This window comes from Clostridium boliviensis (assembly GCF_033342255.1).
In the GTDB taxonomy this organism is placed as follows: domain Bacteria; phylum Bacillota; class Clostridia; order Lachnospirales; family Lachnospiraceae; genus Lacrimispora; species Lacrimispora boliviensis.
The window spans coordinates 35,044-57,499 of sequence record NZ_JAWONS010000123.1 but is presented as its reverse complement, the minus strand read 5'-3'; the positions used below and the strand labels follow the sequence as shown (position 1 = coordinate 57,499).

The following is a 22,456-nucleotide window of genomic DNA, read 5'->3' as shown; positions in this document are numbered from 1 at the left end:
GATTCCGGGCAGACAAAACATCAGTCTGCCCGGTTTTTTTGAATTATTATTCAAATGAATTGAAAGGAGGCAGCGGAACGAATGAATCTAAAATCCATTGAAACACTAAAGGGAATCGGTGAAAAAACAGGCAAGCTCTTTCAAAAGATTGGTGTAGATACGATAGAAGATCTTCTGGAATATTATCCAAGGGCATATGATACGTATGAGGAACCCTCACCCATTGCCGAAATCAGACCGGATACCGTAATGACAGTGGCCGGTATGCTTGAAAGAACACCGGATGTGAAACGATACAGCCGTGTACAGGTTGTTACAGCCAGTTTAAGAGATGGATCTGGTACCCTGCAGCTGATCTGGTACAATATGCCTTATCTGCATGCTACACTGAAAGCTGGAATGCGTTCTGTACTGCGGGGCAGAATCATTAAGAAAAGCGGACGGCTTGTTATGGAACAGCCGGAGGTCTATACGCCGGAAGCTTATGGAGAAATACTTCATTCCATGCAGCCAGTTTACGGTCAGACGAAGGGACTAAGCAACAAAACCATTGTCCGCGCGCAAAAACAGGCGCTTGCTGTGCGCCGTATGATTCGGGATTATCTGCCTGCAGACCTGCGGAAGAAACACGAACTGGCAGAATACAATTTTGCAATTGAACATATTCATTTTCCAACCGACAGAAAGGAACTTTTGTTTGCAAGAAAAAGGCTGGTTTTTGATGAGTTTTTTCTCTTTTTAATGGCTGTCAGACGATTAAAAGACAAAAGAGGGAATAAGACCAGTCCGTTTGTTTTCCAATTATCAGAGGAAGTGAAATCCTTTCAGGCCAGTCTTCCTTATTCTTTAACAGGTGCACAGCAAAAGGTACTGGATGAAGTCTATGCGGATATCACAGGCGGCATGGTTATGAATCGTCTGGTACAGGGAGATGTGGGATCAGGAAAAACCATTATTGCCATACTTGCTTTGATGCAGGCAGCCTTTAACGGTTATCAGGGCGCTTTGATGGTTCCAACGGAGGTTCTTGCCAGACAGCATTATGAATCCATGATGGAACTGTTTGCCAGTCATCAGATCCCAAAGGTACCTATCCTTGTTACCGGTTCCATGACAGCAAAAGAAAAACGAATTGCTTATGAGAAAATAGCAGCCCATGAAGCGGATATTATTATAGGAACACATGCGCTTATTCAGGAAAAGGTTGTTTATGATAATCTTGCACTGGTTATTACCGATGAGCAGCACCGGTTTGGTGTGGGACAGAGAGAACTGCTTGGAAAAAAAGGCAAAGAGCCTCACGTAATGGTTATGAGTGCAACTCCCATACCCAGAACTCTGGCTATTATTATTTACGGTGATCTGGATATCTCTGTGATTGATGAGCTTCCTGCCAATCGTCTTCCCATAAAAAACTGCGTAGTGGATATGGGATACCGGAAAAAAGCATATGATTTCATAAAAAAGGAAGTTGCAGCCGGGCGTCAGGCTTACGTGATCTGTCCCATGGTTGAGGCAAGTGAGATGATAGAAGCGGAGAATGTCATCGATTATACTGCCGCTTTAAAAAAGGCCCTTCCGGAAATCAGTATCGAATATCTTCACGGTAAGATGAAAGCAAAGGAAAAAAATAATATTATGGAGCGGTTTGCAGCAGGTGAAATCTCCGTTCTTGTTTCTACAACGGTAGTTGAGGTTGGTGTCAATGTGCCCAATGCGACAGTCATGATGATAGAAAATGCAGAACGGTTCGGTCTGGCCCAGCTTCACCAGCTAAGAGGCAGAGTGGGGCGTGGCAGACATCAGTCTTACTGCATTCTGGTAAATGGTTCCGGACAGGATGGAACAAAGGAACGTCTGGATATCTTAAACAAGTCCAATGACGGATTTTTTATTGCCTCGGAAGATTTAAAATTAAGAGGACCTGGTGATATATTCGGTATCCGGCAAAGCGGAGAGCTGGAATTTAAATTAGGGGATATTTTTACAGATGCAAATCTGTTAAAAACGGTATCGGAGGAAGTGAATCTTATTTTTTCAGAAGATCCGGATCTTGAAAAAGAGGAAAATACAGAGCTGAACAGAAAACTCAGTGAATATCTGGAGAAAAGTTATGACAGGCTGAACTTGTAAGTAAAGAAGTATGAAAAAGGAGGCGTAGTATGAACAGGGAAGCTTTAAAAACAGATGCGAAAGATGCCATGAGCCAAGCATTAATAAGCCCATATCTGGTTACTGTTATTATGGGAGTAATCCTAACGGTTTTATCTGTAATCCAGCTTTTTCTGGATAAATGGGAGGAGATACTAGAAAATACCCATGCAGATCTGCACCAATGGCAGTCATTTATTATATTTAGTATTGTTTTCTTCGTGATATATTTTATTATAAGTACATTACTGGAATTTGGTTATTCAACTTACTGTTTAAAAGTGGCAAAACGTGATGAATCCATGTCCTATGGAGACTTATTTTCCAGTGCATACTATTTACTAAAGGCACTGGGACTTTCCCTGATGGTGGGGATATTTATTACGTTATGGACCTTGTTGCTGATCATACCAGGGATTATTGCTGCTTTGCGCTATTCCCAGGCTGTTTTTATTATGGTTGAAAATCCTGATAAAGGAATTTTTCAGTGTATCCGGGAGAGCAAGGAAATCATGGACGGTCATTTATGGGAATATTTTGTTTTAAATTTGTCCTTTATATTATGGATTTTACTTGCTGCGGTCACATGCGGTCTCGCTTATATTTATGTATATCCCTATATGACTGTCACGCTGGCAAATTATTATATTGAGATAAAAGATTAAAAGCAGATACAGTCAGGAAAACCATTGAATTTGGCAGGGCTTTCTGTTAAAATAAATTTTGTGTGAACAGGACCAGATAAGTGGAGGATTGCGGAAGATGAATTGTGTTATAATAGGAATTGCCGGTGGTACCGGATCAGGAAAGTCAACATTTACCAACCGGTTGAAAGAAGCATTTTGTGATAATATAGCAGTTCTTTACCATGATAATTATTATAAACGTCAGGATGGGGTTCCTTTCGAAGAAAGAAAGAAGATGAATTATGATCATCCGGAAGCTTTTGAGACAGAGCTTTTACTGGAACAGCTGGCTGCACTGCGAAACGGAGAATCGGTTGCGTGTCCGATATACGATTATTCCAAACACAATCGTTCTGACAAGTTCGTTAAAGTTGCACCTAAAAAGGTTATTTTAGTTGAAGGCATTCTGGTGTTTGCGGACGAACGTTTGAGAAATATGTTTGATATTAAGATTTTTGTTGAAGCCGATGCAGATGAGAGGATTTTACGCCGTGTGATCCGTGATGTAAAGGAACGGGGAAGAGATATTGAAGGGGTCGTGGAACAGTATCTGACTACGGTTAAACCTATGCACTATCTCTATGTAGAACCTACGAAGCCAATGGCCGATGTAATTATAAACAGCGGTATGAATGAGGTGGCATTCCAGCTGGTTAAAACGAATATTGAAAAGATATTAAGATAAGGCTGATTTGAAGTGATTCATTTTTTCCTGAAAATAACATTTTACGAAAAACCTTCTAGTGTATTTCACCTTATTAAAGCCATAATAGGAGTGTAGCACAAAACACACCATGAAAAAAGATTTATGAAACATGGTGAATAGATGAAAAGGAGGCATTTTATTATGTCAGGAAAATCTAACACTACAAATGTACCAGAAGCAAAAGAAGCAATGGATCGTTTCAAAATGGAAGTAGCAAACGAATTAGGTGTACCGTTAACAAATGGATATAACGGTAACTTAACTTCCGCACAGAATGGTTCCGTAGGCGGATATATGGTTAAGAAAATGATCGAAGCCTATGAAAGACAGATTGCAGGTAAATAATCTGTAACAATTCAAAAGGAGCTGCAGCCGGTAATCATTCATTTGATTACAAAGGGGCTGTGGCTCCTTTCTTTTTTTTGTTGTATAATTTCTATATTCATACTATAATAGTCTGGAAAAATAATGTGAGGAAACTGTATATGAGAGTAATCGCCGGAAAAGCCAGAAGGCTTATTTTAAAAACAATAGAAGGTCTGGATACGAGACCAACGACCGACAGAATAAAGGAAACACTTTTTAATATGATTCATGACCAGATCCCGGACTGCTGTTTTCTGGATTTGTTTTCCGGAAGCGGAGCTATCGGAATTGAGGCCTTAAGCCGGAGCGCCAAATTGGCAGTAATGGTGGAACAAAACCCGAAAGCAGCGGAGTGTATCCGGGAGAATTTAAAAACAACTCGTCTTCAGGATGATGCAGTTGTCATGAACTGTGATGTTTTAACTGCATTGAAGCGTCTGGAGGATAAGGATTATCTGTTTGATGTTATATTTATGGATCCTCCCTATCGTATGGAATGGGAAAAACGGGTTCTGGAATATCTTGCCGGTTCATCCCTGATTAACGAAGTGACTACCATAATTACTGAAGCATCCCTGGATACGGATTTTGATTATTTAAAGTCCCTGGGATATGAGATTACAAGAGAGAAAAATTATAAAACCAATAAGCATGTGTTTGCAGCAAGAACAGAAAAAGAATAGATAAAAGGAAGAGACAATATGAGAAAAGCGGTTTATCCGGGAAGCTTTGATCCGGTGACCTATGGTCATCTTGATATTATTGAGCGCTCGGCAAGAATGTGTGATCATTTAATTATTGGGGTTTTAAATAATAATTCAAAAACTCCGTTGTTTTCTGTAGAAGAACGTGTTAATATGTTAAAGAGCCTGACGATTAATTTTGAGAATGTAGAAGTGAAATCATTTGGAGGGCTGTTAATCGATTTTGTACGAGCCAATCAGGCGGAGGCGGTAATCCGCGGGCTTCGGGCTGTAACGGATTTTGAATACGAATTACAGATTGCACAGACAAACCGGGTGATTGCACCAGAGGTGGACACTGTGTTTTTGACGACAAATTTAAAGTATTCCTACTTAAGTTCCAGCATTGTGAAGGAAATTGCCTCTTATGGCGGTGAGATAAACGCGTTTGTGCCTCAGGAGATTGCAGAACGTGTAAGGAAGAAAATGGAAGATAGAACGAAATAAAGCAAGGAGTGTCCGTATTATGATGAGCAGAATTGAACAGTTAATCGGTGAAATAGAAGAATATATTGACAGTTGTAAGTACCAGCCCCTTTCTAACAGTAAGATTGTGGTAAACAGAGATGAACTGGAAGAGCTGCTGGTGGAACTGCGTCTTCGGATTCCCGATGAGATCAAGCAGTATCAGAAGATTATCAGCAACAGGGATGCCATCATGGGCGAAGCCCGGCAACAGGCTGATTCCATTCTGGCCCAGGCCAATGCCCAGACCAATGAACTGGTAAATGAGCATGAGATTATGCAGAAAGCATATGCCCAGGCCAATGAGATTATTGAACAGGCTCAGGTTCAGGCACAGCAGATCGTTGAGCAGGCTGTTGCTGATGCAAACGGGATCCGACAAAGCTCCGTTCAATATACAGATGATATGTTAAAGAGCCTGCAGACGATCATCAGTCACTCCATGGAGGGTGCACAGGGGCGCTTTGACGCTTTTATGACTTCCATGCAGTCAAGTTATGATATTGTATCCTCTAACCGTCAGGAACTGACAGGAGCTGTTATACAGACGGCAGAAGGACCACAAGACGGGTCAGCAGAATAAACAGTAGGATTGTCAGGAGAGTATGTATTGCTTTCCATGCTACATAGTGCCGGATGGATAATCCGGCATTTTTTATGACACTCTTTGTCTGAAAGACACCGGAGAAGCCGCCAAATGCTGTAACTGCACTGATCCATAATCCTCCCCCCATTCCGGTAAATACATGGGAAACTGCCTGGATCCCTGTAGTGATTTCCACAAATCCGAGAAGTACCGCTTTATATTCCGGTGAAAGGAAGCCAAGCTTCATGATGTAAAAGGCCACAATGGAAAAAAGCATGATATATCCGCCGATTTTTACCATTACCTCGCAGGAATCCATAAGACTTTCATCAAAGGATTTAACTAGTTCTTTTGAAACGGGCAGGGAGCGAAACGGCCGTTTCACCCTGTAACAGATGCGGGCTGCAAGGGATACCGGTATAACAGGAAGATAGATGCAAAGCAGAAGAATCCAGACCGGTACAGTCTTTGGAAGAGCAGAGGCTGCATATCCCAGGAGAAACATGGGGCTGGGATGATTGCAGACTGCTAATAAATATTTTCCCTCCTTTTGCGTAATCCTGTTTTCATCCATAAATTCGCTGCAGGTTTTGGCGCCTATGGGATATCCGCAGAGCAGGCCTGAAAAGAAGGTATAACACCCGGCATCAGACAGGCAGAAGAACCGGTGCAGAAGCTGCCTGACCGGAAATATCAGTATATGTATGGCATTTAAGGAAACAATTACATTGGAACAGATCATAAAAGGGAGAAGCGTGGGAACCACCACACTGCCCCAAAGAATCAATCCGCTTTTTGCTCCTTCAAATGCGGTATCATGAAAAAGGAGCAGCAGAAACAGCGCAGAAACAGAAAGAAGACGGAAGAAGGATTTTTTCATACCCACCTGAATAGATTGTTTTATACAATATATTGAGAAGGCAAGATTGATATGATGGTGATTGTTTTTTTAATCCTGATCCTTTCCGTGTTTCATGTGACCATGATTGATTATCTCTATAATAATCCCACGTTTTATCAGCTGAATGCCTACACATGGGAGAGTGATGATTTCAGAAGTATGCAGCTTGGAAAAATAGTGGCAGACTGGGAGGAGATCGACTATGATACCCTCACCTCTCTGATGGTAGAACACCAGTATGATTTAACAAAGGTGAAGGATGTAACCGTACATACAAACAGACTTTTAAAAGTGAAGCCTGCAGAATACCGAAAGTTAAAAAAGGCTTATGAAACCATACTTGGTGATCTGAAGTATTTTCCTGTTCCTGAAAATGCTGATCCGGATTTTCCTCATGTAAAATTTGAAGATGGCTGGATGGAAAGCCGCTCCTATGGCGGAGAACGGGGACATGAAGGCTGTGATGTAATGGGAAATGAAAAACCCAGAGGCACCTATCCCATCATCAGCATCAGTGACGGTGTCGTGGAAAAGGTGGGCTGGCTGGAAAAAGGCGGCTGGCGGCTGGGAATACGGACTCCGGGGGGAGCATATTTGTATTATGCCCACCTCTATGGTTACAGCAGAGAGTGGAAAAAAGGAGATCCGGTGAATGCGGGTGAGCTGCTTGGGTATATGGGAGATACCGGATACAGTAAAGTGGAAGGAACCACCGGAAATTTTGATGTGCATCTGCACCTTGGAATTTATATCCGGACGGATCACAATGAGGAGATGAGTGTCAATCCTTACTGGATCCTTAAATATCTTGAGAAATACCGGTTGAAATATTCATATTAGTATATTAAGATTGCTTACATAGAGAGGAAATAGGAGTAAAAAAGTGAAGGAAATTAAAATTTCGGAAGAATTTTTAAGCAGGATGAAGGACTTACTGGGGACAGTAGAATACGAAGCTTATCTAAAAAGCTTTGAGGAAGAACGGCTGTATGGACTGCGTGTCAATACGTTAAAGATCTCCCCTGAAGAATTTCAGGATATAACAACATTAAAGCTTCATCCGGTTCCCTGGATCAGCAATGGTTATTATTATGAAGGAGTGGAACGTCCTGCTAAAGATCCCTACTATTATGCCGGGCTTTACTATCTGCAGGAACCCAGCGCAATGACACCGGCCCATATGCTTCCGGTTGAGCCGGGAGATAAAGTTCTGGATCTTTGCGCTGCACCAGGCGGAAAAAGCACGGAGCTTGGCGCGAAGCTGAAAGGGAAAGGACTTTTGGTATCTAATGATATCAGCAATTCCAGGGCACGGGCGCTGCTGAAAAACCTGGAGCTATGGGGAATCGACAATATCTGTGTTACCAGTGAGGAGCCGGAAAAATTAAATACGGCATTTCCTGGCTTTTTTAATAAAATTCTGGTAGATGCGCCCTGTTCGGGAGAAGGAATGTTCCGAAAAGATGCAGATATGGTGAAAAGCTATGAAGAACACGGGCCTGAATACTATGCGGCGATTCAGACTAAAATCGTTGGACATGCGGTTGATATGCTGGCTCCTGGCGGTCTTTTGATGTATTCTACCTGTACTTTCTCCATATGCGAAAATGAAGATATTATCCGACATATCCTGGAAAAATATGACGATATGGAACTGGTGAAACTGCCGCTGTTTGAGGGGGCTTCAGACGGTATTGGACTGTCAGGATGCCTTCGCCTGTTTCCCCACAAAATCAAGGGAGAAGGTCATTTCATGGCACTCTTAAAGAAAAAGGGAGACCCAGCTTTGGGAGAGCCTGAAAAGCCAGAACGAAAAAAGGCAAAAGTATTACCAGAAGAGCTGTCCCAGTTCCTGTCAATGATATCAAAACCGTTTATTACCTCCCGGATCGAGATTAAGAATAACTGTGTCTACTACCTTCCGGAATATTTTCCGGAGGCTGGACGGAAGCTCCGTTTTCTGCGTACAGGTCTTCTCCTGGGTGAGATGAAAAAGGAACGCTTTGAACCGTCTCAGGCACTGGCTCAGTCTCTCACAAGGGAAGGGTTTAAGCAGACCATCTCGTTTCAAAAAGAAGATGAAAGAGTAATCCGGTATTTAAAAGGAGAAACTGTTTTTTTAACAGAATCAGAAGAAAGAAAAAAAGGCTGGATCTTAATCTGCGTAGACGGATTTCCTCTGGGATTTGCCAAGGGAAATGGAGATACGCTGAAAAATAAATACTATCCGGGATGGCGGTGGCAGTAATGAAAGAAATCCGATTAGATAAATATTTAGCTGAAATGGGAGAAGGAACCAGAAGCCAGATAAAGGAAATGGCAAGAAAAGGAAGGATTACCGTTGACGGCACACCGGAGAAAAAACCGGAACGCAAGGTGATTCCGGGCCAGAACTTAATCGCAGTTGACGGAAGAACTATTTCCTATGCAGAATTCGAATATTATATGTTGTGCAAGCCCCAGGGAGTAGTGTCAGCTACAGAAGATAACAGGTACCAGACTGTCATTGATTTGATTACGGACCGGAAGCGGGGAGATTTATTCCCTGTGGGAAGATTAGATATCGATACGGAGGGTCTTCTACTCATTACCAATGATGGGGATCTGGCTCATCAGCTTTTGTCCCCTAAAAAGCATGTGGATAAGGTGTATTATGCCAAAATAGAAGGAGAGATTCCTTCAGATGCAGCTAAACGCATGAAAGAGGGAGTATTGCTGGAAGACGGAACCTTAACGATGCCTGCCAGTCTTGAAATTCTGGAACATGGAAAGCCATCGGTCATTCTTCTGACGATCAGAGAAGGGAAATTTCATCAGGTAAAACGAATGTTTGAAGCTTTGGGGTGCAGTGTGGTATACTTAAAGAGACTCTCTATGGGCAGCTTAAAGCTGGATGAAAATCTACATCCTGGTGAGTACCGATCCCTTACCCAGGAGGAAATTGATCTGTTAAAGCGTCACGGAAAGGAAGAGAAAACAAAAGATGTTAAATCAGAAAAAAGCGGTAATTTTTGATCTGGATGGAACCCTGGTGGATTCCATGTGGATGTGGAAATCCATTGATATAGAATTTTTAGGCATCAGAGGCATTGCCTGTCCAGATGGTCTGGAACGGGAAATTGAAGGAATGAGCTTTACAGAAACTGCCTTTTATTTTAAAGAGCGGTTTCATCTGGAGGAATCTCTGGATGCGATTAAGGGAATCTGGACGGTTATGTCTCTTGATAAGTATAAAAATGAAGTTCCATTAAAGCCGGGAGCAGGGGAGTTCCTTGCCTACCTTGCATCACAGGGCATACATACTGGAATAGCCACCAGCAATGGCAGAGAGATGGTGGATGCTGTGATTGAAACCTTAAAAATAGGGAAATATTTTAAAATAGTGGCCACCTCCTGCGAAGTCGCAGCGGGAAAGCCTGCACCTGATATTTATCTAAAGGTAGCAAAGGAACTGGATGTATTGCCGTCTCAGTGTCTGGTATTTGAGGATGTACCTGCTGGAATTCTGGCAGGAAAAAGGGCAGGTATGACGGTCTGTGCAGTTGATGACGAATTTTCCAGGGCTTTAGAAGATGAGAAACGGGAACTTGCAGATTATTTTATTTATGATTATTACCAGTTGTTAAAAAGAAATGGAGTTAACTCATGATGCACGACTATCTTCCGATCACCAGGGCGGACATGAATATCCGGGGGTGGAAACAATGTGATTTTGTCTATGTAACAGGAGATGCCTACGTAGACCACCCCTCTTTTGGACCTGCTATTATCAGCCGTCTGTTAGAAGCTCACGGTTACAAGGTAGGGATGATAGCCCAGCCCGACTGGAAGGACCCTTCCAGTATTTCTGTACTTGGTGAACCACGGCTTGGGTTTCTGGTTTCCGGCGGAAATATGGATTCTATGGTAAACCACTATTCTGTCTCAAAAAAGAGACGACAGCAGGATTCCTACACTCCGGGAGGCGTTATGGGAAAGCGCCCTGACTATGCAACTACAGTTTACTGTAATCTGATTCGTTCCGTTTATAAAAAAGAGCCGGTAATTATCGGTGGAATCGAAGCCAGCTTAAGGCGTCTGGCTCATTACGATTACTGGTCAGATCGTTTGAAACACTCTATTTTAATCGATTCACAGGCGGATTTAATTTCCTATGGAATGGGAGAAAAATCCATTGTGGAAATAGCAGATGCTCTAAACAGCGGCATCGATATCCGGGATATAACCTTTGTGGAGGGAACTGTCTACAAAACAGACAGCCTGGAGTCTGTATATGATGCCCACGTTCTGCCGTCTTATGACAGTATGAAGAAAGACAAGCTGGAATATGCAAAAAGTTATTTTATTCAGTATAACAATACAGATCCTTATATTGGGAAGCGCCTAGTGGAACCATACAAGGACAATCTATACGTCGTTCAGAATCCACCAGCAAAGCCGTTGTCTACAGAAGAGATGGACCAGGTTTATTCACTTCCTTACATGCGTAACTACCACCCATCTTATGAAGAGCTGGGGGGAGTACCTGCTATCAGGGAGATCAAGTTCAGTCTCATAAGCAACCGCGGCTGTTTTGGCGCATGCAGCTTCTGTGCACTCACCTTCCATCAGGGAAGAATCATACAGGCAAGAAGCCACGAATCTCTCATTGAGGAAGCAAAGTGGCTGACGGATGAGCCTGATTTCAAAGGCTATATCCATGATGTTGGAGGCCCTACTGCGGATTTTCGGTATCCGGCCTGTGAAAAACAGATAGGAAAAGGTGCCTGTCCCAATAAACAGTGCCTGTTTCCAGAACCGTGTAAGAATTTAAGAGCAGATCATTCCGATTATATTGAGCTCTTAAGAAAGTTAAGAAATCTGCCTAAGGTAAAAAAAGTGTTTATCCGTTCTGGAATCCGTTTTGATTATGTGCTTGCAGATCCAGGTAAGAAATTCTTAAAAGAGCTTTGTGAACACCATGTCAGCGGTCAGTTAAAGGTAGCACCGGAACATGTGGCAGACAAGGTTCTCAATAAGATGGGAAAGCCGAAGAACGATGTCTACCGCCGGTTCGTAAAGGAATACAACGATATGAACGGACGGCTGGGCTTAAAACAGTATCTGGTCCCTTATTTAATGTCCTCCCACCCGGGGTCTGGTCTGGCGGAGGCCATTGAGCTTGCGGAGTATTTAAGGGATCTGGGTTACATGCCGGAACAGGTACAGGATTTTTATCCTACGCCTTCAACGATATCCACCTGCATGTATTATACTGGCTATGATCCCAGAACGATGGAACCGGTTTATGTTCCTACCAATCCTCATGAGAAGGCCATGCAGAGAGCATTGATTCAATACCGGAATCCAAAGAATTATGACCTTGTGACAGAGGCACTTACGAAAGCAGGAAGAACTGATTTAATCGGATTTGATAAAAAATGTCTGATCCGCCCCAAATATGGCCAAAAACCAGGTTTTTCCCAGGATAAAACTGGGAAAGATTATGGAAACAGGAAAAAGGGGGATACAGCCGGAGGTCAGCGGGAACGAAGGAAAAAGACCATCCGGAATGTTCATAAAAAATCAACAAAGAAATAGAATAAATGTCTGATTGAAAGAAGGGATCATGATGAAGATTGCTATCGTAACTGGTGCGTCTTCCGGTATGGGAAGAGAGTTTGTCATGCAGATTGCCGACCGCTTTGGCGGCATCGGGGAGATCTGGGCGATTGCCAGACGGCAGGACCGGATAGAGGAATTATCCCCTCTCGTACCGGTAAAAGTAAGATCGTTTGCCATTGATTTAACTGATGACAGCAAACTGATGAGTCTGCAGGATGTATTATTTGAAGAGAAACCGGAAGTAAAATGGCTGATTAATGCAGCGGGCTATGGAAAGATCGGGGATATAGGCTCAGCCAGTTTAAATGATGAACTGGGAATGCCAGATTTAAACTGCAGAGCGCTTTGCGCAGTGACTCATATGGTTCTTCCCTATATGACGGAAAACAGCAGAATTATTCAATTTTCTTCTGCAGCAGCGTTTCTGCCACAGCCTGGTTTTGCCATCTATGCAGCGACGAAAGCCTTTGTACTAAGTTACAGCAGAGCCTTAAATGAGGAATTAAAATCAAAAGGAATCTTTGTAACGGCGGTTTGTCCAGGACCAGTCAGAACGGAATTCTTTGATGTCGCTGAGACAACAGCCAAAATTCCTCTCTATAAAAATGTTGTGATGGCTGATCCTAAAAAGGTCGTCCAGCTGGCTTTGCGCGACAGTATGATGGGAAGGCCGGTTTCTGTTTACGGATCCACAATGAAAGCGTTCCGGCTTTTATGCAAGATCATTCCTCATTCCGTAATACTCCGGTTTATGAAGGGATTTATGCGTGTGGTGAATACCAGAAGATAAAAGAAAGAGGGTTACAAAAGTGAAACGATACAGCAAAGGACAGCGTGGTTACCGTGATTACCATAAAAAAAGAGAGCTGTTTAAGGTGCTGATTGGTGCAGCTGCGATTGTTATTCAGTTACTATTCCGGGAATTTGCTGCCAGCACCGAATTAAAGAATATCTTAACCGTGATGGCGGTCCTTTCTGTCCTGCCTGCGGCCAATATAGCGGCTCCTCTGATTGCTTCTTTTAAGTACCGGTCTTTATCACCAGTTTTTGGAGAAAAGGTCTCCGTATTTGAAGACAAGGGAATTGTCTTGTATGACCTTATCATTTCTTCGAAAGAACAGCTTCTGCCAATGGATGTGCTTGTGATCCTTCCGGATGAAATCTATGCGTATTGTTCAGCCGGTAAGACCGATACCTCCAAGGCCGAACGTTATATAAAACAGATGTTAGGCCGGCATAAACTGGATTACAATGTAAAGGTGAGCCTGGACGAAAAGGCGTTTCTTAAACGCTTAGGGAGTCTGAAACCAAATGAAACAAATGAAGAGAATGACAGAGCAGATCAGGCAGCAGCTCTGTTAAAAAGTCTGTCTATGTAAATTTTATAAAAGAGGGAACCATTATGCAGTCTGTAATTGTATCTACGAATGAAGCAGGACAGCGGCTTGATAAGCTGCTGTCCAAATATTTAAATCTGGCGGGAAAAAGTTTTCTTTATAAAATGATGCGGAAGAAGAACATCACTTTAAATGGGAAAAAATGCGATGGTTCTGAAAAGCTGTCCCAGGGAGATGAAATCAAACTGTTTCTTTCCGATGAAACCATTGAAAAATTCTCCCAGGTTAAGGTTCCTAAGGTAAGTAAAGTTTCTTTAGATGTCATCTATGAAGATGAGCATATCATTCTTATTAATAAACCTGCAGGAATGCTTTCCCAAAAGGCAAAGGATTCTGACGAATCTCTAGTGGAATTTTTGATTGATTATCTGCTTTCAAAAGGTGAGTTGTCCACAGAACAGTTAAAAAGTTTCCGTCCTTCTGTCTGCAACCGCCTAGACCGTAATACCAGCGGTCTTGTAGTTGGAGGAAAATCCCTGGCAGGTCTTCAGGTGATGTCCCAGGTGTTTAAGGACAGGTCCATTCACAAGTATTACCAGTGTGTGGTGAAAGGGCATGTGACCCAGAAACAGATGATTACCGGGTACCTGGCAAAGGATGAAAAGACCAATCAGGTCACTGTCCGTACCAGTGAATTTAAAGACAGTGTGCCGATCTCCACGGAATATATGCCGTTAAATTATTACGGTGGTTATACGCTTCTTAGGGTAACGCTGATCACTGGGCGCACGCATCAGATCCGGGCTCATTTATCTTCCATAGGGCATCCAATCGTTGGAGATTACAAATATGGAGATAAAAAGGTAAATGAAGAGGCGAAGAGGCTTTACAAAGTTCAGTCACAGCTTCTTCATTCTTATCAGCTGGTATTGCCTCAGCTGCCGCAACCCCTTTCTTATCTCTCAGACAAGGAATTTACGGCTCCCCTTCCTCCCATTTACGCTGCCATATGCAGGGAATGGAGGTAGATACGATGGGAACCTGGAAAACAAGAGGATTAAGAGGCTCAACGTTAGAAGAGCTGATCAATCGAAGCAATGACAGTTACAGGGAAAAGGGACTGGCTCTGATTCAGAAAATTCCCACACCTATTACACCTATTTCCATTGATAAAGAGAGCAGGCATATTACCCTGGCCTATTTTGATCAGAAAAGTACAGTGGATTATATCGGTGCAGTTCAGGGAATTCCTGTTTGCTTTGATGCAAAGGAATGTTCGTCTGATACGTTTCCCCTGCAGAACATTCATTCTCATCAGGTCACTTTCATGGAAGAATTTGAAAGGCAGGGAGGAATTGCATTTATTATTGTATCCTATACCCAAAAGAATGAAGTTTATTATCTGCCCTTTGATCAGATTAAATGTTATTTTCAAAGAATGGAGAAGGGCGGAAGAAAAAGTTTCACTTATGAGGAACTGGATAAAACCTGGAAAATTGCAAGCTGCAGGGATATCCTGGTTCATTATCTGGAAATGATACAGAAAGATTTGGACAGAAGAGATTGACAAGAATATCTTTCTCGCCTATAATATACTACACGTTACTAAATTATCACTTTACTACAATAAAGTAAAAGAAAATGGTTTTTCATGAAAGATATTTTCTTGAACGGTTGGAGGTTGTTATGGCGAATAAACTGTTACATACGCCGGATGGAGTCCGGGATATTTATGGAATAGAGTGTACGAGAAAAGCAGTCATTCAGGAAAAAATGCTGAAAGAGTTTCACTTATGCGGTTATCAGGATATAGAAACACCTACCTTTGAATTTTTTGATATCTTCAACGAGTCCAGGGGAAGCGTAAAAGCAAAGGAGATGTTCAAGTTTTTTGACCGGGATAACCACACTCTGGTGCTGCGGCCGGATGAGACGCCAGCAATCGCCAGATGTGCAGCCAAATATTTTCTGGATGAGGATATGCCCATAAGACTTTGCTATGTGGAACGTACTTTTATCAATAATTCCAGCTACCAGGGAAGACTGAAAGAAGCCAGCCAGACAGGTGTTGAGTTAATTGGTGATGATTCACCGGATGCAGACGGGGAAATCCTGGCCATGGTGATCTGGGCGCTGAAATCAACCGGACTGACTGAGTTTCAGGTTGAGCTGGGAGAGGTGGATTTCTTTAAAGGTTTGTTGGAAGAAGCCGGTATGGATGGGGAGATGGAAGAAACCCTCCGGGAACTGATTGAAAACAAGAATTACTTTGGTGTGGAAGAGTTAGTTATGGCTCAGCCCATTTCCCAGGAGTTAAAACAGGTATTTTTAAAGCTTCCCGAACTTTTTGGCTCATTGGAACAGATAAAGGCTGCCAGAGAACTGACTGCTAATAAGCGGGCTTTAAGGGCCATCAGCCGTCTGGAAGAGGTGAACCGTATTCTGGAACACTACGGACTTTCTGACTATGTGTCATATGACCTTGGAATGCTAAGCCAGTATCAGTATTATACCGGAATTATTTTTAAGGCTTATACCTATGGTACAGGGGATTATATTGTAAACGGAGGCCGGTATGACAGCCTTTTAAAGCAGTTTGGCAAGGATTCCCCGGCGGTGGGATTTGGTATCTCTGTCGATGAGCTTTTGCTGGCTTTAAGCAGGCAAAAGATTGAAACAGAAGTTTCAATGACCAACACCATGATTCTTTATGAGCAGGAATCAAGGGAGAATGCCATTTCTCTGGCCGGACATTTCCGGAATTTAAAGGTACCGGTTCAGCTGCAGTGTAAGGAACCGGAACGGTCCATGGAGGCTTATAAAGAATATGCCATGCGCCGCGACTTAAAGAATTTATTGTATCTGGATCAGGAAGGAATATCGGTAACAGTAATCAATCTTGACTTAAAGCGCATGGATGTGGTTCCGCTTTCAGAATACTTAAAATAATGGGGGTACGTATGAGATATCTGACATTTGCCCTGGCAAAAGGGCGTCTGGCCAAGCAGTCACTAGAAATGTTCGAACGGATCGGAATCACCTGCGAAGAGATGAAAGATAAGGACTCCCGAAAGCTTATCTTTACCAATGAAGAGCTTAAGATCCGGTTTTTCCTGGCTAAGGCCAGTGATGTTCCCACCTATGTGGAATACGGTGCCGCAGATATTGGTATCGTTGGGAAAGATACAATTTTAGAAGAGGGAAGAAAGCTTTATGAGGTCATGAACCTGGGAATCGGCAACTGCCGTATGTGCGTCTGCGGACCCCAGTCTGCCGGTGAACTTTTAAAGCATCATGAGAGGATCCGTGTAGCAACAAAATATCCCGCCATTGCAAAGGATTATTTTTACAATAAAAAACATCAGACTGTAGAAATCATTAAACTAAACGGTTCCATTGAGCTTGCTCCCATTGTTGGTTTGTCTGAGGTCATCGTTGACATCGTGGAGACGGGAACAACTTTAAAGGAGAACGGGCTTACAGTACTGGAAGAGATCTGCCCCCTCTCTGCCCGCATGGTGGTGAACCAGGTGAGCATGAAGCGGGAAAATGACAGGATAACAAAGCTGATTCGGGATTTGAGACTTTTGCTGCAGGAGGAAAATCAATGAAGATTGTAAAATTAGATGAAACATCCAAACAGAATATTCTTTCCGGATTGTTAAAGAGAGATCCCAATCAATACGATACGTATGCCAAAACCGTACAGGAGATTGTGGACCGGGTAAAGGAAGAGGGAGATAAGGCAGTTTTTGCCTACACCAGAGAATTTGACAAAGCAGAAGTAAATGAGACCAATATCCGCGTAACGAAAGAGGAAATCGAAGAAGCGGTGAAGTCAGTTGATCCTAAGCTTTTAGAAGTCATGGAAAAATCCCTGAATAATATCCGGCAGTTTCATGAAAAACAGAGACAGTACAGCTGGTTTGACAGTAAGCCGGACGGAACCATTCTCGGTCAGAAGATAACGGCACTTGAGAGTGCAGGTGTGTATGTACCAGGAGGAAAAGCAGCTTATCCTTCTTCTGTACTTATGAACATAATCCCTGCTATGGTGGCAGGAGTGGACCGGATCGTTATGGTAACTCCTCCCGGAAAGGATGGAAAGGTGAATCCGGTTACGCTGACGGCTGCTTATCTTGCAGGGGCAACTGAAGTGTATAAGGTGGGCGGAGCACAGGCGATTGCCGCTCTGGCTTTCGGAACTGAGTCCATTCCAAGGGTTAATAAAATTGTAGGCCCAGGCAACATATTTGTAGCACTGGCAAAAAAGGCAGTTTACGGTCACGCCAGCATAGACAGTATTGCAGGCCCCAGCGAGATTTTAGTGCTTGCAGACGAAAGCGCAAATCCAAGGTTCGTGGCTGCGGATCTTTTGTCTCAGGCAGAACATGACGAACTGGCTTCTGCAATACTTGTGACTACCAGCATGGAGCTGGCCGAAAAGGTATCAAAAGAGGCGAGATTACAGGCTTCAAAACTTTCCAGATCTGAGATCATAAATAAATCTCTGGATAATTACGGCTGCATTCTTGTGGCGGATAATATGAAGGATGCCGTTTCAGCCGTTAATGAGATTGCGCCGGAGCATCTTGAGATTGTTACGAAGAATCCCTTTGAAGACATGACAAGGATTCATAATGCAGGCGCTATTTTCATAGGTGAATACAGCTCTGAACCTTTGGGCGATTATTTTGCAGGACCCAATCATGTTCTTCCTACCAATGGCACGGCAAGATTCTTTTCTGCTCTCAGTGTAGACGACTTTATTAAGAAATCAAGCATTATTTACTATTCCAAGGAGGCACTGGCAGATGTGTACAAAGAGATTGACTATTTTGCCCAGGCTGAGCAGCTGACAGCCCATGCCAATTCGGTAAAAATACGGTTTGAAGAGGACGAAATCCAGGAATAAAGGGGAAAAATATGGAACGAAGTGCAGTGATATCTCGAATAACCAGGGAAACTGACATCCAGATGAAATTGAGTATTGACGGAAGCGGAACTGCCAATATTAATACAGGGATCGGTTTCTTTGACCACATGTTAAGCAGCTTTGCCCGTCATGGATTTTTTGATCTGGAGCTGACGGTTAAGGGGGATTTGGAAGTAGATACCCACCATACCATTGAAGATACGGGAATTGTACTGGGGGCTGCCATTAAGGAAGCGCTGGGTGATAAAAAATCCATCAAACGTTACGGAAATATGATACTGCCCATGGATGAGACTTTAATTTTATGTGCTGTAGATTTATCCGGCCGCCCTTATCTCGGATTTGATGTACCCTTAACAGCGGAGCGGGCAGGAGATTTTGAGACAGAGATGGTGAAGGAATTTTTCTATGCCGTATCTTATTCTGCAGAGATGAATCTTCATATCAGAAAACTATCAGGGGATAATAATCATCATATAATAGAAGGGGTATTTAAGGCATTTGCCAAGGCACTTGATGATGCTACTTTGCCGGATCCCCGGATTACCGGAGTATTGTCTACAAAAGGTACATTATAAGGAGAATCCATATGCAGCTTTATCCAGCAATTGATTTAAAAGATGGACAATGTGTCCGCTTAAAGCAAGGTGAATTTAAAGAGATTACCGTATATTCTGACAAACCGGAGGAGATAGCCGAACTCTGGCAGGCACAGGGGGCTACCTATCTTCATCTGGTTGATTTAGACGGAGCACTGGCAGGACATTCGGTTAATGAAGAAGTAATACGAAGAATTGTCAATGCAGTTTCAATCCCTGTAGAGATCGGGGGCGGGATCCGCAGTGAAGAGGCCATTGCTTCCATGCTTTCCTTGGGAGTTGCCCGGGTGATTATCGGGACCAAAGCGGTGAGGCAGCCGGAGTTTATCAGGGATATGATTCATAGGTTTGGAGCACACCGGATCGTGTTAGGCGTGGATGCAAAAGACGGAATGGTGGCGGTAGAGGGCTGGGAAACCGTAAGCGAAATTACCGCCTCCAGGCTTTGCTCCCAGATGAAGGAATACGGAATCCGCCATATTGTGTATACGGATATCTCCAGGGACGGAATGCTTTCCGGTCCCAATGTGGCATATACAAAAAAACTGACGGACGAAACAGGTCTGGATGTGATCGCATCCGGCGGGATGTCTTCTATGGAAGATTTAAAAGAATTATACGAAGCAGGCGTCCAGGGGGCGATTATCGGAAAAGCATTGTATGAGAAGCGAATTGATCTTTCGGAAGCGGTAAAGACCTTTGAACTGCAGGGCCATCAAGGGAGGAAAGTATGATGGAATGTAAAAAATTAATTGCAGGTTTCGGAATACGTGAAGGGAAAGCATGGAGACTTGATGATTTATCAGCCTGTTATGAGGAACGTCCTATTTCTCTGGCTTGTTTTTTTGGAGATAATGGCGCTGATGAGCTTTTTCTCTTTGATCGATCAGAAACGGAAGCTGATCATGAGCGCACCATCGGTCTGATGAAAGAGATCGGAAGAGTGTCAGATATTCCTGTCCTTGCTGGCGGAAGAGTAAAACGTCTGGAGGATGTAAAAAAATACTTATATGCCGGTGCCAAAGCGGCTTTTCTTGATGTGAGTCTGGAAGAAAATGTGGATATGATGAAGGAAGCCTCCGACCGGTTCGGAGATGATAAAATATATGCTTATCTACCGGATATTTCCTATCTGCCTCACACGGAAGAATACGCCCAGCTGGGAGCCTCTGTTATGGTCGTAGGAGATATGGACCTTTCAGAAGAAGGGCTGAATGAAATTTCTGCGCAGGAAGAGATGTTTTTTGTTGCAGGGCTTAGAAATGATCCCTTTTTCCTGACAGATGCTTTGAAAAGAGAAAATATTACGGGAATTATAGATATTTCAGATGGAAAAACCGGCTGTATGGAACTGAAGCAGGAATTGAAAATGCAGGGAATTGCAGTGGATACTTTTGAAAGTGCGATGCAATTTTCCGAGTTTAAATTAAACGGAGATGGCCTGGTTCCTGTTATTACCCAGGATTACCGTACCGGGGAAGTTCTCATGCTGGCCTATATGAATGAGGAAGCTTTTAAAGAAACATTAAAAACAGGGCTGATGACTTATTACAGCAGAAGCCGTCAGAGTCTCTGGCTGAAAGGTGAGACTTCCGGTCATTATCAGTATGTAAAATCACTGTCTCTGGACTGCGACAACGATACCCTTCTTGCCAAGGTAAATCAGATTGGGGCAGCCTGTCATACGGGTTCCAGAAGCTGTTTTTATCAGGAACTGGTAAAGAAGGAATATCAGGATTCCAATCCGCTGAAAGTTTTTGAGGAAGTATTTGAAGTCATTCTTGACCGAAAGGAAAATCCAAAGGAAGGCTCCTATACCAATTACCTATTTGATAAAGGCATTGATAAGATTCTGAAGAAAGTGGGAGAAGAGGCGACGGAAATTATTATCGCCGCGAAAAATCCTGATTCCGAAGAAGTGAAATATGAGATTTCTGATTTTCTTTATCATATGATGGTTCTGATGGCGCAGAAGGGTGTGACCTGGGAGGATATTACCAGGGAACTTGCGAATCGTTAGACAGGACCCATTTATAAAGAGTATCGCCGTATGTTATTAAGGGTAAACGGTACCTGATAGTTTAACACAGTTCGTTTTCTGTGTATTACTATTAAGGTACCGTTTAATCATTCATTTAACTGTTTGCTATGACAGGCAGTATATAATCAATAATAACCTTCTCGCCCCGGTTTAAAGGCTCACAATAACGTTCGTTTGTGTATACTTCACACCAGTAAAAATGTTCGTGATCAATTTGTTTACCGGTTTTTTCAATCGCTTCCGTGATTAACAAATATGCGGATTCAAGTATTTCTGCAACGTTGCTTCCTTCAATCTGAATGCGGGCAGTTAATCCTGCGTGAACATATTTGGCAGTCAGACCTTCCGGGATTTCAGTACCCGCATTCATAAAATCCCCAATGATGAATTCAAAATTATTCATATCTTTAAAATTATACATCATACCGATACCAACATTGGAATCAATATCTTCACAGCATGTTGAGTCAGAGAGAGGACCTAGTTTTTCGATTGTATCCCCTTCAAAAAAATCTTTCCATACATTCCCTGCTTCAAAAAATGATGTCTCACGACCCAGGCCTACCATCAGGCGTTCTTTTGTTTCTTTGTAAATAATCTTTTTCATATCTGCCATGATCCGTTTCCCTCCTATAAATCTCATTTCCAGGTAATTAATCGGAAGATAATTATTTAGTTTAGCAGTTTCAGACTTTGCTTCCGATGGTGTGATTCCGTGGTGCTCTTTAAATGCCCGTGAAAAGGCAGAATGAGAGTGAAATCCGTACTTTATAGCGACATCCAAAACAGTAATATCGCTGTTTTTCAAATCATATCCGGCTAATGTTAGTTTGCGCTTTCTTACGTAATCGGCAATACTGATACCTGATACGAATATAAAGATGCGCTGGAACAAAGCTGCCGGACTCATGGCTATTTTGGAAATCTCGTTATAATCGATTTCAGAACCCTCGAATATGCTTTTTTCAAGGTATTGTATTACATCATCAAAAGTTTTACTGCTGTTCATGTATTATTCCTCCGTAGTTCCTATAATAAGGGATTGAAGCGTGGTTTGCTATGCAATGTATGTACAGATTTTGTATAATTATTATAAACGTATATGGATGGGATTACAATAAGTATAGTTCCAGCGACTTCATGAGTAAATTAGCCGCGATGTACAATATTGGAAGCTAACGTGTACAATTATGGCACTTGGGTTGAAATTAATGTCGTAAAATGGTAATTTTAGTAGATACATATCATTTAAAAATGGATAATAAGGCAAAAAATTAGTAACAGACAAGAAGGAGGCAGGATATTGATTGGAAAAGATCAGCGAGTTAAAAAAAT

At 42.6% G+C, this 22,456-nt stretch carries 24 protein-coding genes and 1 pseudogene; 23 read left to right on the top strand and 2 right to left on the bottom strand.

Annotation, left to right across the window (positions count from 1 at the left end; genetic code table 11):
- Positions 1-81: 81 nt before the first annotated feature.
- The 7 genes from recG (at position 82) to RZO55_RS08200 (ending at position 5,700) form a co-directional block, all read left to right on the top strand.
- On the top strand, positions 82-2,133 hold the full coding sequence (recG, locus tag RZO55_RS08230; protein ID WP_318063803.1) for an ATP-dependent DNA helicase RecG: 2,052 nt from the start codon (positions 82-84) through the stop codon (positions 2,131-2,133).
- 29 nt (positions 2,134-2,162) lie between these two features.
- Entirely contained in the window at positions 2,163-2,816 is a 654-nt protein-coding gene (locus tag RZO55_RS08225; RefSeq protein ID WP_318063802.1) for a DUF975 family protein, read from the top strand.
- A 97-nt stretch (positions 2,817-2,913) separates the two neighbouring features.
- Positions 2,914-3,522: a uridine kinase gene (gene udk / locus RZO55_RS08220; protein ID WP_318063801.1), complete on the top strand. Its 609-nt coding sequence runs from the start codon at positions 2,914-2,916 to the stop codon at positions 3,520-3,522.
- 162 nt (positions 3,523-3,684) lie between these two features.
- Entirely contained in the window at positions 3,685-3,888 is a 204-nt protein-coding gene (locus RZO55_RS08215) for an alpha/beta-type small acid-soluble spore protein (protein WP_104436182.1), read from the top strand.
- A 140-nt stretch (positions 3,889-4,028) separates the two neighbouring features.
- A complete protein-coding gene (rsmD, locus tag RZO55_RS08210; RefSeq protein WP_318063800.1) occupies positions 4,029-4,592 on the top strand; it encodes a 16S rRNA (guanine(966)-N(2))-methyltransferase RsmD in 564 nt (187 codons plus the stop codon).
- A gap of 18 nt (positions 4,593-4,610) precedes the next feature.
- Positions 4,611-5,099: a pantetheine-phosphate adenylyltransferase gene (gene coaD / locus RZO55_RS08205; RefSeq protein ID WP_318063799.1), complete on the top strand. Its 489-nt coding sequence runs from the start codon at positions 4,611-4,613 to the stop codon at positions 5,097-5,099.
- A 22-nt stretch (positions 5,100-5,121) separates the two neighbouring features.
- Positions 5,122-5,700, top strand: coding sequence for an HrpE/YscL family type III secretion apparatus protein (locus tag RZO55_RS08200; RefSeq protein ID WP_336624280.1), 579 nt, complete (start codon positions 5,122-5,124; stop codon positions 5,698-5,700).
- Here RZO55_RS08200 and RZO55_RS08195 read toward each other — a convergent pair.
- Positions 5,657-6,583 carry a nucleoside recognition protein gene (locus RZO55_RS08195; RefSeq protein WP_318063797.1) on the bottom strand — a complete coding sequence of 309 codons (927 nt, stop codon included), beginning with the start codon at positions 6,581-6,583 and terminating at the stop codon, positions 5,657-5,659. The two genes, RZO55_RS08200 and RZO55_RS08195, sit on opposite strands and share 44 nt — an antisense overlap.
- A 51-nt stretch (positions 6,584-6,634) precedes the next feature.
- Here RZO55_RS08195 and RZO55_RS08190 point away from each other — a divergent pair, with 51 nt between their 5' ends.
- The 16 genes and pseudogenes from RZO55_RS08190 to hisIE all read left to right on the top strand — a co-directional run bounded on the left by RZO55_RS08190 (position 6,635) and on the right by hisIE (position 21,100).
- Positions 6,635-7,444 carry a M23 family metallopeptidase gene (locus RZO55_RS08190; RefSeq protein WP_318063796.1) on the top strand — a complete coding sequence of 270 codons (810 nt, stop codon included), beginning with the start codon at positions 6,635-6,637 and terminating at the stop codon, positions 7,442-7,444.
- 43 nt (positions 7,445-7,487) lie between these two features.
- Entirely contained in the window at positions 7,488-8,852 is a 1,365-nt protein-coding gene (locus tag RZO55_RS08185; RefSeq protein WP_318063795.1) for an RsmB/NOP family class I SAM-dependent RNA methyltransferase, read from the top strand.
- Complete coding sequence (locus RZO55_RS08180) at positions 8,837-9,619, top strand: pseudouridine synthase (RefSeq protein ID WP_318063794.1); 783 nt, start codon at positions 8,837-8,839, stop codon at positions 9,617-9,619. Before RZO55_RS08185 ends, RZO55_RS08180 begins: the two co-directional genes overlap by 16 nt.
- Positions 9,588-10,253, top strand: a complete 666-nt coding sequence (locus tag RZO55_RS08175; RefSeq protein ID WP_318063793.1) for an HAD family hydrolase — start codon at positions 9,588-9,590, stop codon at positions 10,251-10,253. Before RZO55_RS08180 ends, RZO55_RS08175 begins: the two co-directional genes overlap by 32 nt.
- Positions 10,250-12,184, top strand: a complete 1,935-nt coding sequence (locus RZO55_RS08170) for a YgiQ family radical SAM protein (protein ID WP_318063792.1) — start codon at positions 10,250-10,252, stop codon at positions 12,182-12,184. The genes RZO55_RS08175 and RZO55_RS08170 overlap by 4 nt, the downstream gene beginning before the upstream one ends.
- A 28-nt stretch (positions 12,185-12,212) precedes the next feature.
- The gene (locus RZO55_RS08165; protein ID WP_369293201.1) at positions 12,213-12,998 is read left to right on the top strand and encodes an SDR family NAD(P)-dependent oxidoreductase; all 786 of its coding nucleotides are present in this window, start codon (positions 12,213-12,215) and stop codon (positions 12,996-12,998) included.
- A 19-nt stretch (positions 12,999-13,017) separates the two neighbouring features.
- Positions 13,018-13,587, top strand: coding sequence for an O-linked GlcNAc transferase-like protein (locus tag RZO55_RS08160; RefSeq protein WP_318063791.1), 570 nt, complete (start codon positions 13,018-13,020; stop codon positions 13,585-13,587).
- Between the two features lie 23 nt (positions 13,588-13,610).
- On the top strand, positions 13,611-14,573 hold the full coding sequence (locus RZO55_RS08155) for an RluA family pseudouridine synthase (RefSeq protein ID WP_318063790.1): 963 nt from the start codon (positions 13,611-13,613) through the stop codon (positions 14,571-14,573).
- Positions 14,574-14,578: 5 nt separating this feature from the next.
- Positions 14,579-15,112, top strand: a complete 534-nt coding sequence (locus tag RZO55_RS08150; RefSeq protein WP_318063789.1) for a Holliday junction resolvase RecU — start codon at positions 14,579-14,581, stop codon at positions 15,110-15,112.
- 119 nt (positions 15,113-15,231) lie between these two features.
- On the top strand, positions 15,232-16,494 hold the full coding sequence (gene hisZ / locus RZO55_RS08145) for an ATP phosphoribosyltransferase regulatory subunit (RefSeq protein ID WP_318063788.1): 1,263 nt from the start codon (positions 15,232-15,234) through the stop codon (positions 16,492-16,494).
- Between the two features lie 11 nt (positions 16,495-16,505).
- Positions 16,506-17,156, top strand: a complete 651-nt coding sequence (gene hisG, locus RZO55_RS08140; RefSeq protein ID WP_117418986.1) for an ATP phosphoribosyltransferase — start codon at positions 16,506-16,508, stop codon at positions 17,154-17,156.
- Positions 17,153-18,460, top strand: a complete 1,308-nt coding sequence (gene hisD, locus RZO55_RS08135; RefSeq protein ID WP_318063787.1) for a histidinol dehydrogenase — start codon at positions 17,153-17,155, stop codon at positions 18,458-18,460. Before hisG ends, hisD begins: the two co-directional genes overlap by 4 nt.
- Positions 18,461-18,471: 11 nt before the next feature.
- Positions 18,472-19,059 (top strand): imidazoleglycerol-phosphate dehydratase HisB, encoded by a 588-nt coding sequence (gene hisB / locus RZO55_RS08130; protein WP_318063786.1) that lies wholly within the window; start codon positions 18,472-18,474, stop codon positions 19,057-19,059.
- 11 nt (positions 19,060-19,070) lie between these two features.
- Positions 19,071-19,814, top strand: a complete 744-nt coding sequence (gene hisA / locus RZO55_RS08125) for a 1-(5-phosphoribosyl)-5-[(5-phosphoribosylamino)methylideneamino]imidazole-4-carboxamide isomerase (protein ID WP_318063785.1) — start codon at positions 19,071-19,073, stop codon at positions 19,812-19,814.
- Positions 19,811-20,176: pseudogene (locus RZO55_RS26025) on the top strand (HisA/HisF-related TIM barrel protein); the annotation flags it as partial. The gene hisA and the pseudogene RZO55_RS26025, both read left to right, overlap by 4 nt.
- Before the next feature lie 309 nt (positions 20,177-20,485).
- The gene (gene hisIE, locus RZO55_RS26020) at positions 20,486-21,100 is read left to right on the top strand and encodes a bifunctional phosphoribosyl-AMP cyclohydrolase/phosphoribosyl-ATP diphosphatase HisIE (protein WP_439100032.1); all 615 of its coding nucleotides are present in this window, start codon (positions 20,486-20,488) and stop codon (positions 21,098-21,100) included.
- Between the two features lie 115 nt (positions 21,101-21,215).
- On the opposite strand, the gene RZO55_RS08115 is transcribed toward hisIE, so the two are convergent.
- Positions 21,216-22,130 (bottom strand): helix-turn-helix domain-containing protein, encoded by a 915-nt coding sequence (locus RZO55_RS08115; protein ID WP_318063783.1) that lies wholly within the window; start codon positions 22,128-22,130, stop codon positions 21,216-21,218.
- Between the last annotated feature and the right edge of the window lie 326 nt (positions 22,131-22,456).

Excerpts from the sequence above, each read along its gene's own strand:
- recG (WP_318063803.1), top strand. The coding sequence starts at position 82 with ATGAATCTAAAATCCATTGAAACACTAAAGGGAATCGGTGAAAAAACA.
- RZO55_RS08225 (WP_318063802.1), top strand. The coding sequence starts at position 2,163 with ATGAACAGGGAAGCTTTAAAAACAGATGCGAAAGATGCCATGAGCCAA.
- udk (WP_318063801.1), top strand. The coding sequence starts at position 2,914 with ATGAATTGTGTTATAATAGGAATTGCCGGTGGTACCGGATCAGGAAAG.
- RZO55_RS08215 (WP_104436182.1), top strand. The coding sequence starts at position 3,685 with ATGTCAGGAAAATCTAACACTACAAATGTACCAGAAGCAAAAGAAGCA.
- rsmD (WP_318063800.1), top strand. The coding sequence starts at position 4,029 with ATGAGAGTAATCGCCGGAAAAGCCAGAAGGCTTATTTTAAAAACAATA.
- coaD (WP_318063799.1), top strand. The coding sequence starts at position 4,611 with ATGAGAAAAGCGGTTTATCCGGGAAGCTTTGATCCGGTGACCTATGGT.
- RZO55_RS08200 (WP_336624280.1), top strand. The coding sequence starts at position 5,122 with ATGAGCAGAATTGAACAGTTAATCGGTGAAATAGAAGAATATATTGAC.
- RZO55_RS08195 (WP_318063797.1), bottom strand. The coding sequence starts at position 6,583 with ATGAAAAAATCCTTCTTCCGTCTTCTTTCTGTTTCTGCGCTGTTTCTG.
- RZO55_RS08190 (WP_318063796.1), top strand. The coding sequence starts at position 6,635 with ATGATGGTGATTGTTTTTTTAATCCTGATCCTTTCCGTGTTTCATGTG.
- RZO55_RS08180 (WP_318063794.1), top strand. The coding sequence starts at position 8,837 with ATGGCGGTGGCAGTAATGAAAGAAATCCGATTAGATAAATATTTAGCT.
- RZO55_RS08175 (WP_318063793.1), top strand. The coding sequence starts at position 9,588 with ATGTTAAATCAGAAAAAAGCGGTAATTTTTGATCTGGATGGAACCCTG.
- RZO55_RS08170 (WP_318063792.1), top strand. The coding sequence starts at position 10,250 with ATGATGCACGACTATCTTCCGATCACCAGGGCGGACATGAATATCCGG.
- RZO55_RS08165 (WP_369293201.1), top strand. The coding sequence starts at position 12,213 with ATGATGAAGATTGCTATCGTAACTGGTGCGTCTTCCGGTATGGGAAGA.
- RZO55_RS08155 (WP_318063790.1), top strand. The coding sequence starts at position 13,611 with ATGCAGTCTGTAATTGTATCTACGAATGAAGCAGGACAGCGGCTTGAT.
- RZO55_RS08150 (WP_318063789.1), top strand. The coding sequence starts at position 14,579 with ATGGGAACCTGGAAAACAAGAGGATTAAGAGGCTCAACGTTAGAAGAG.
- hisZ (WP_318063788.1), top strand. The coding sequence starts at position 15,232 with ATGGCGAATAAACTGTTACATACGCCGGATGGAGTCCGGGATATTTAT.
- hisG (WP_117418986.1), top strand. The coding sequence starts at position 16,506 with ATGAGATATCTGACATTTGCCCTGGCAAAAGGGCGTCTGGCCAAGCAG.
- hisD (WP_318063787.1), top strand. The coding sequence starts at position 17,153 with ATGAAGATTGTAAAATTAGATGAAACATCCAAACAGAATATTCTTTCC.
- hisB (WP_318063786.1), top strand. The coding sequence starts at position 18,472 with ATGGAACGAAGTGCAGTGATATCTCGAATAACCAGGGAAACTGACATC.
- hisA (WP_318063785.1), top strand. The coding sequence starts at position 19,071 with ATGCAGCTTTATCCAGCAATTGATTTAAAAGATGGACAATGTGTCCGC.
- hisIE (WP_439100032.1), top strand. The coding sequence starts at position 20,486 with ATGCAATTTTCCGAGTTTAAATTAAACGGAGATGGCCTGGTTCCTGTT.
- RZO55_RS08115 (WP_318063783.1), bottom strand. The coding sequence starts at position 22,130 with ATGAACAGCAGTAAAACTTTTGATGATGTAATACAATACCTTGAAAAA.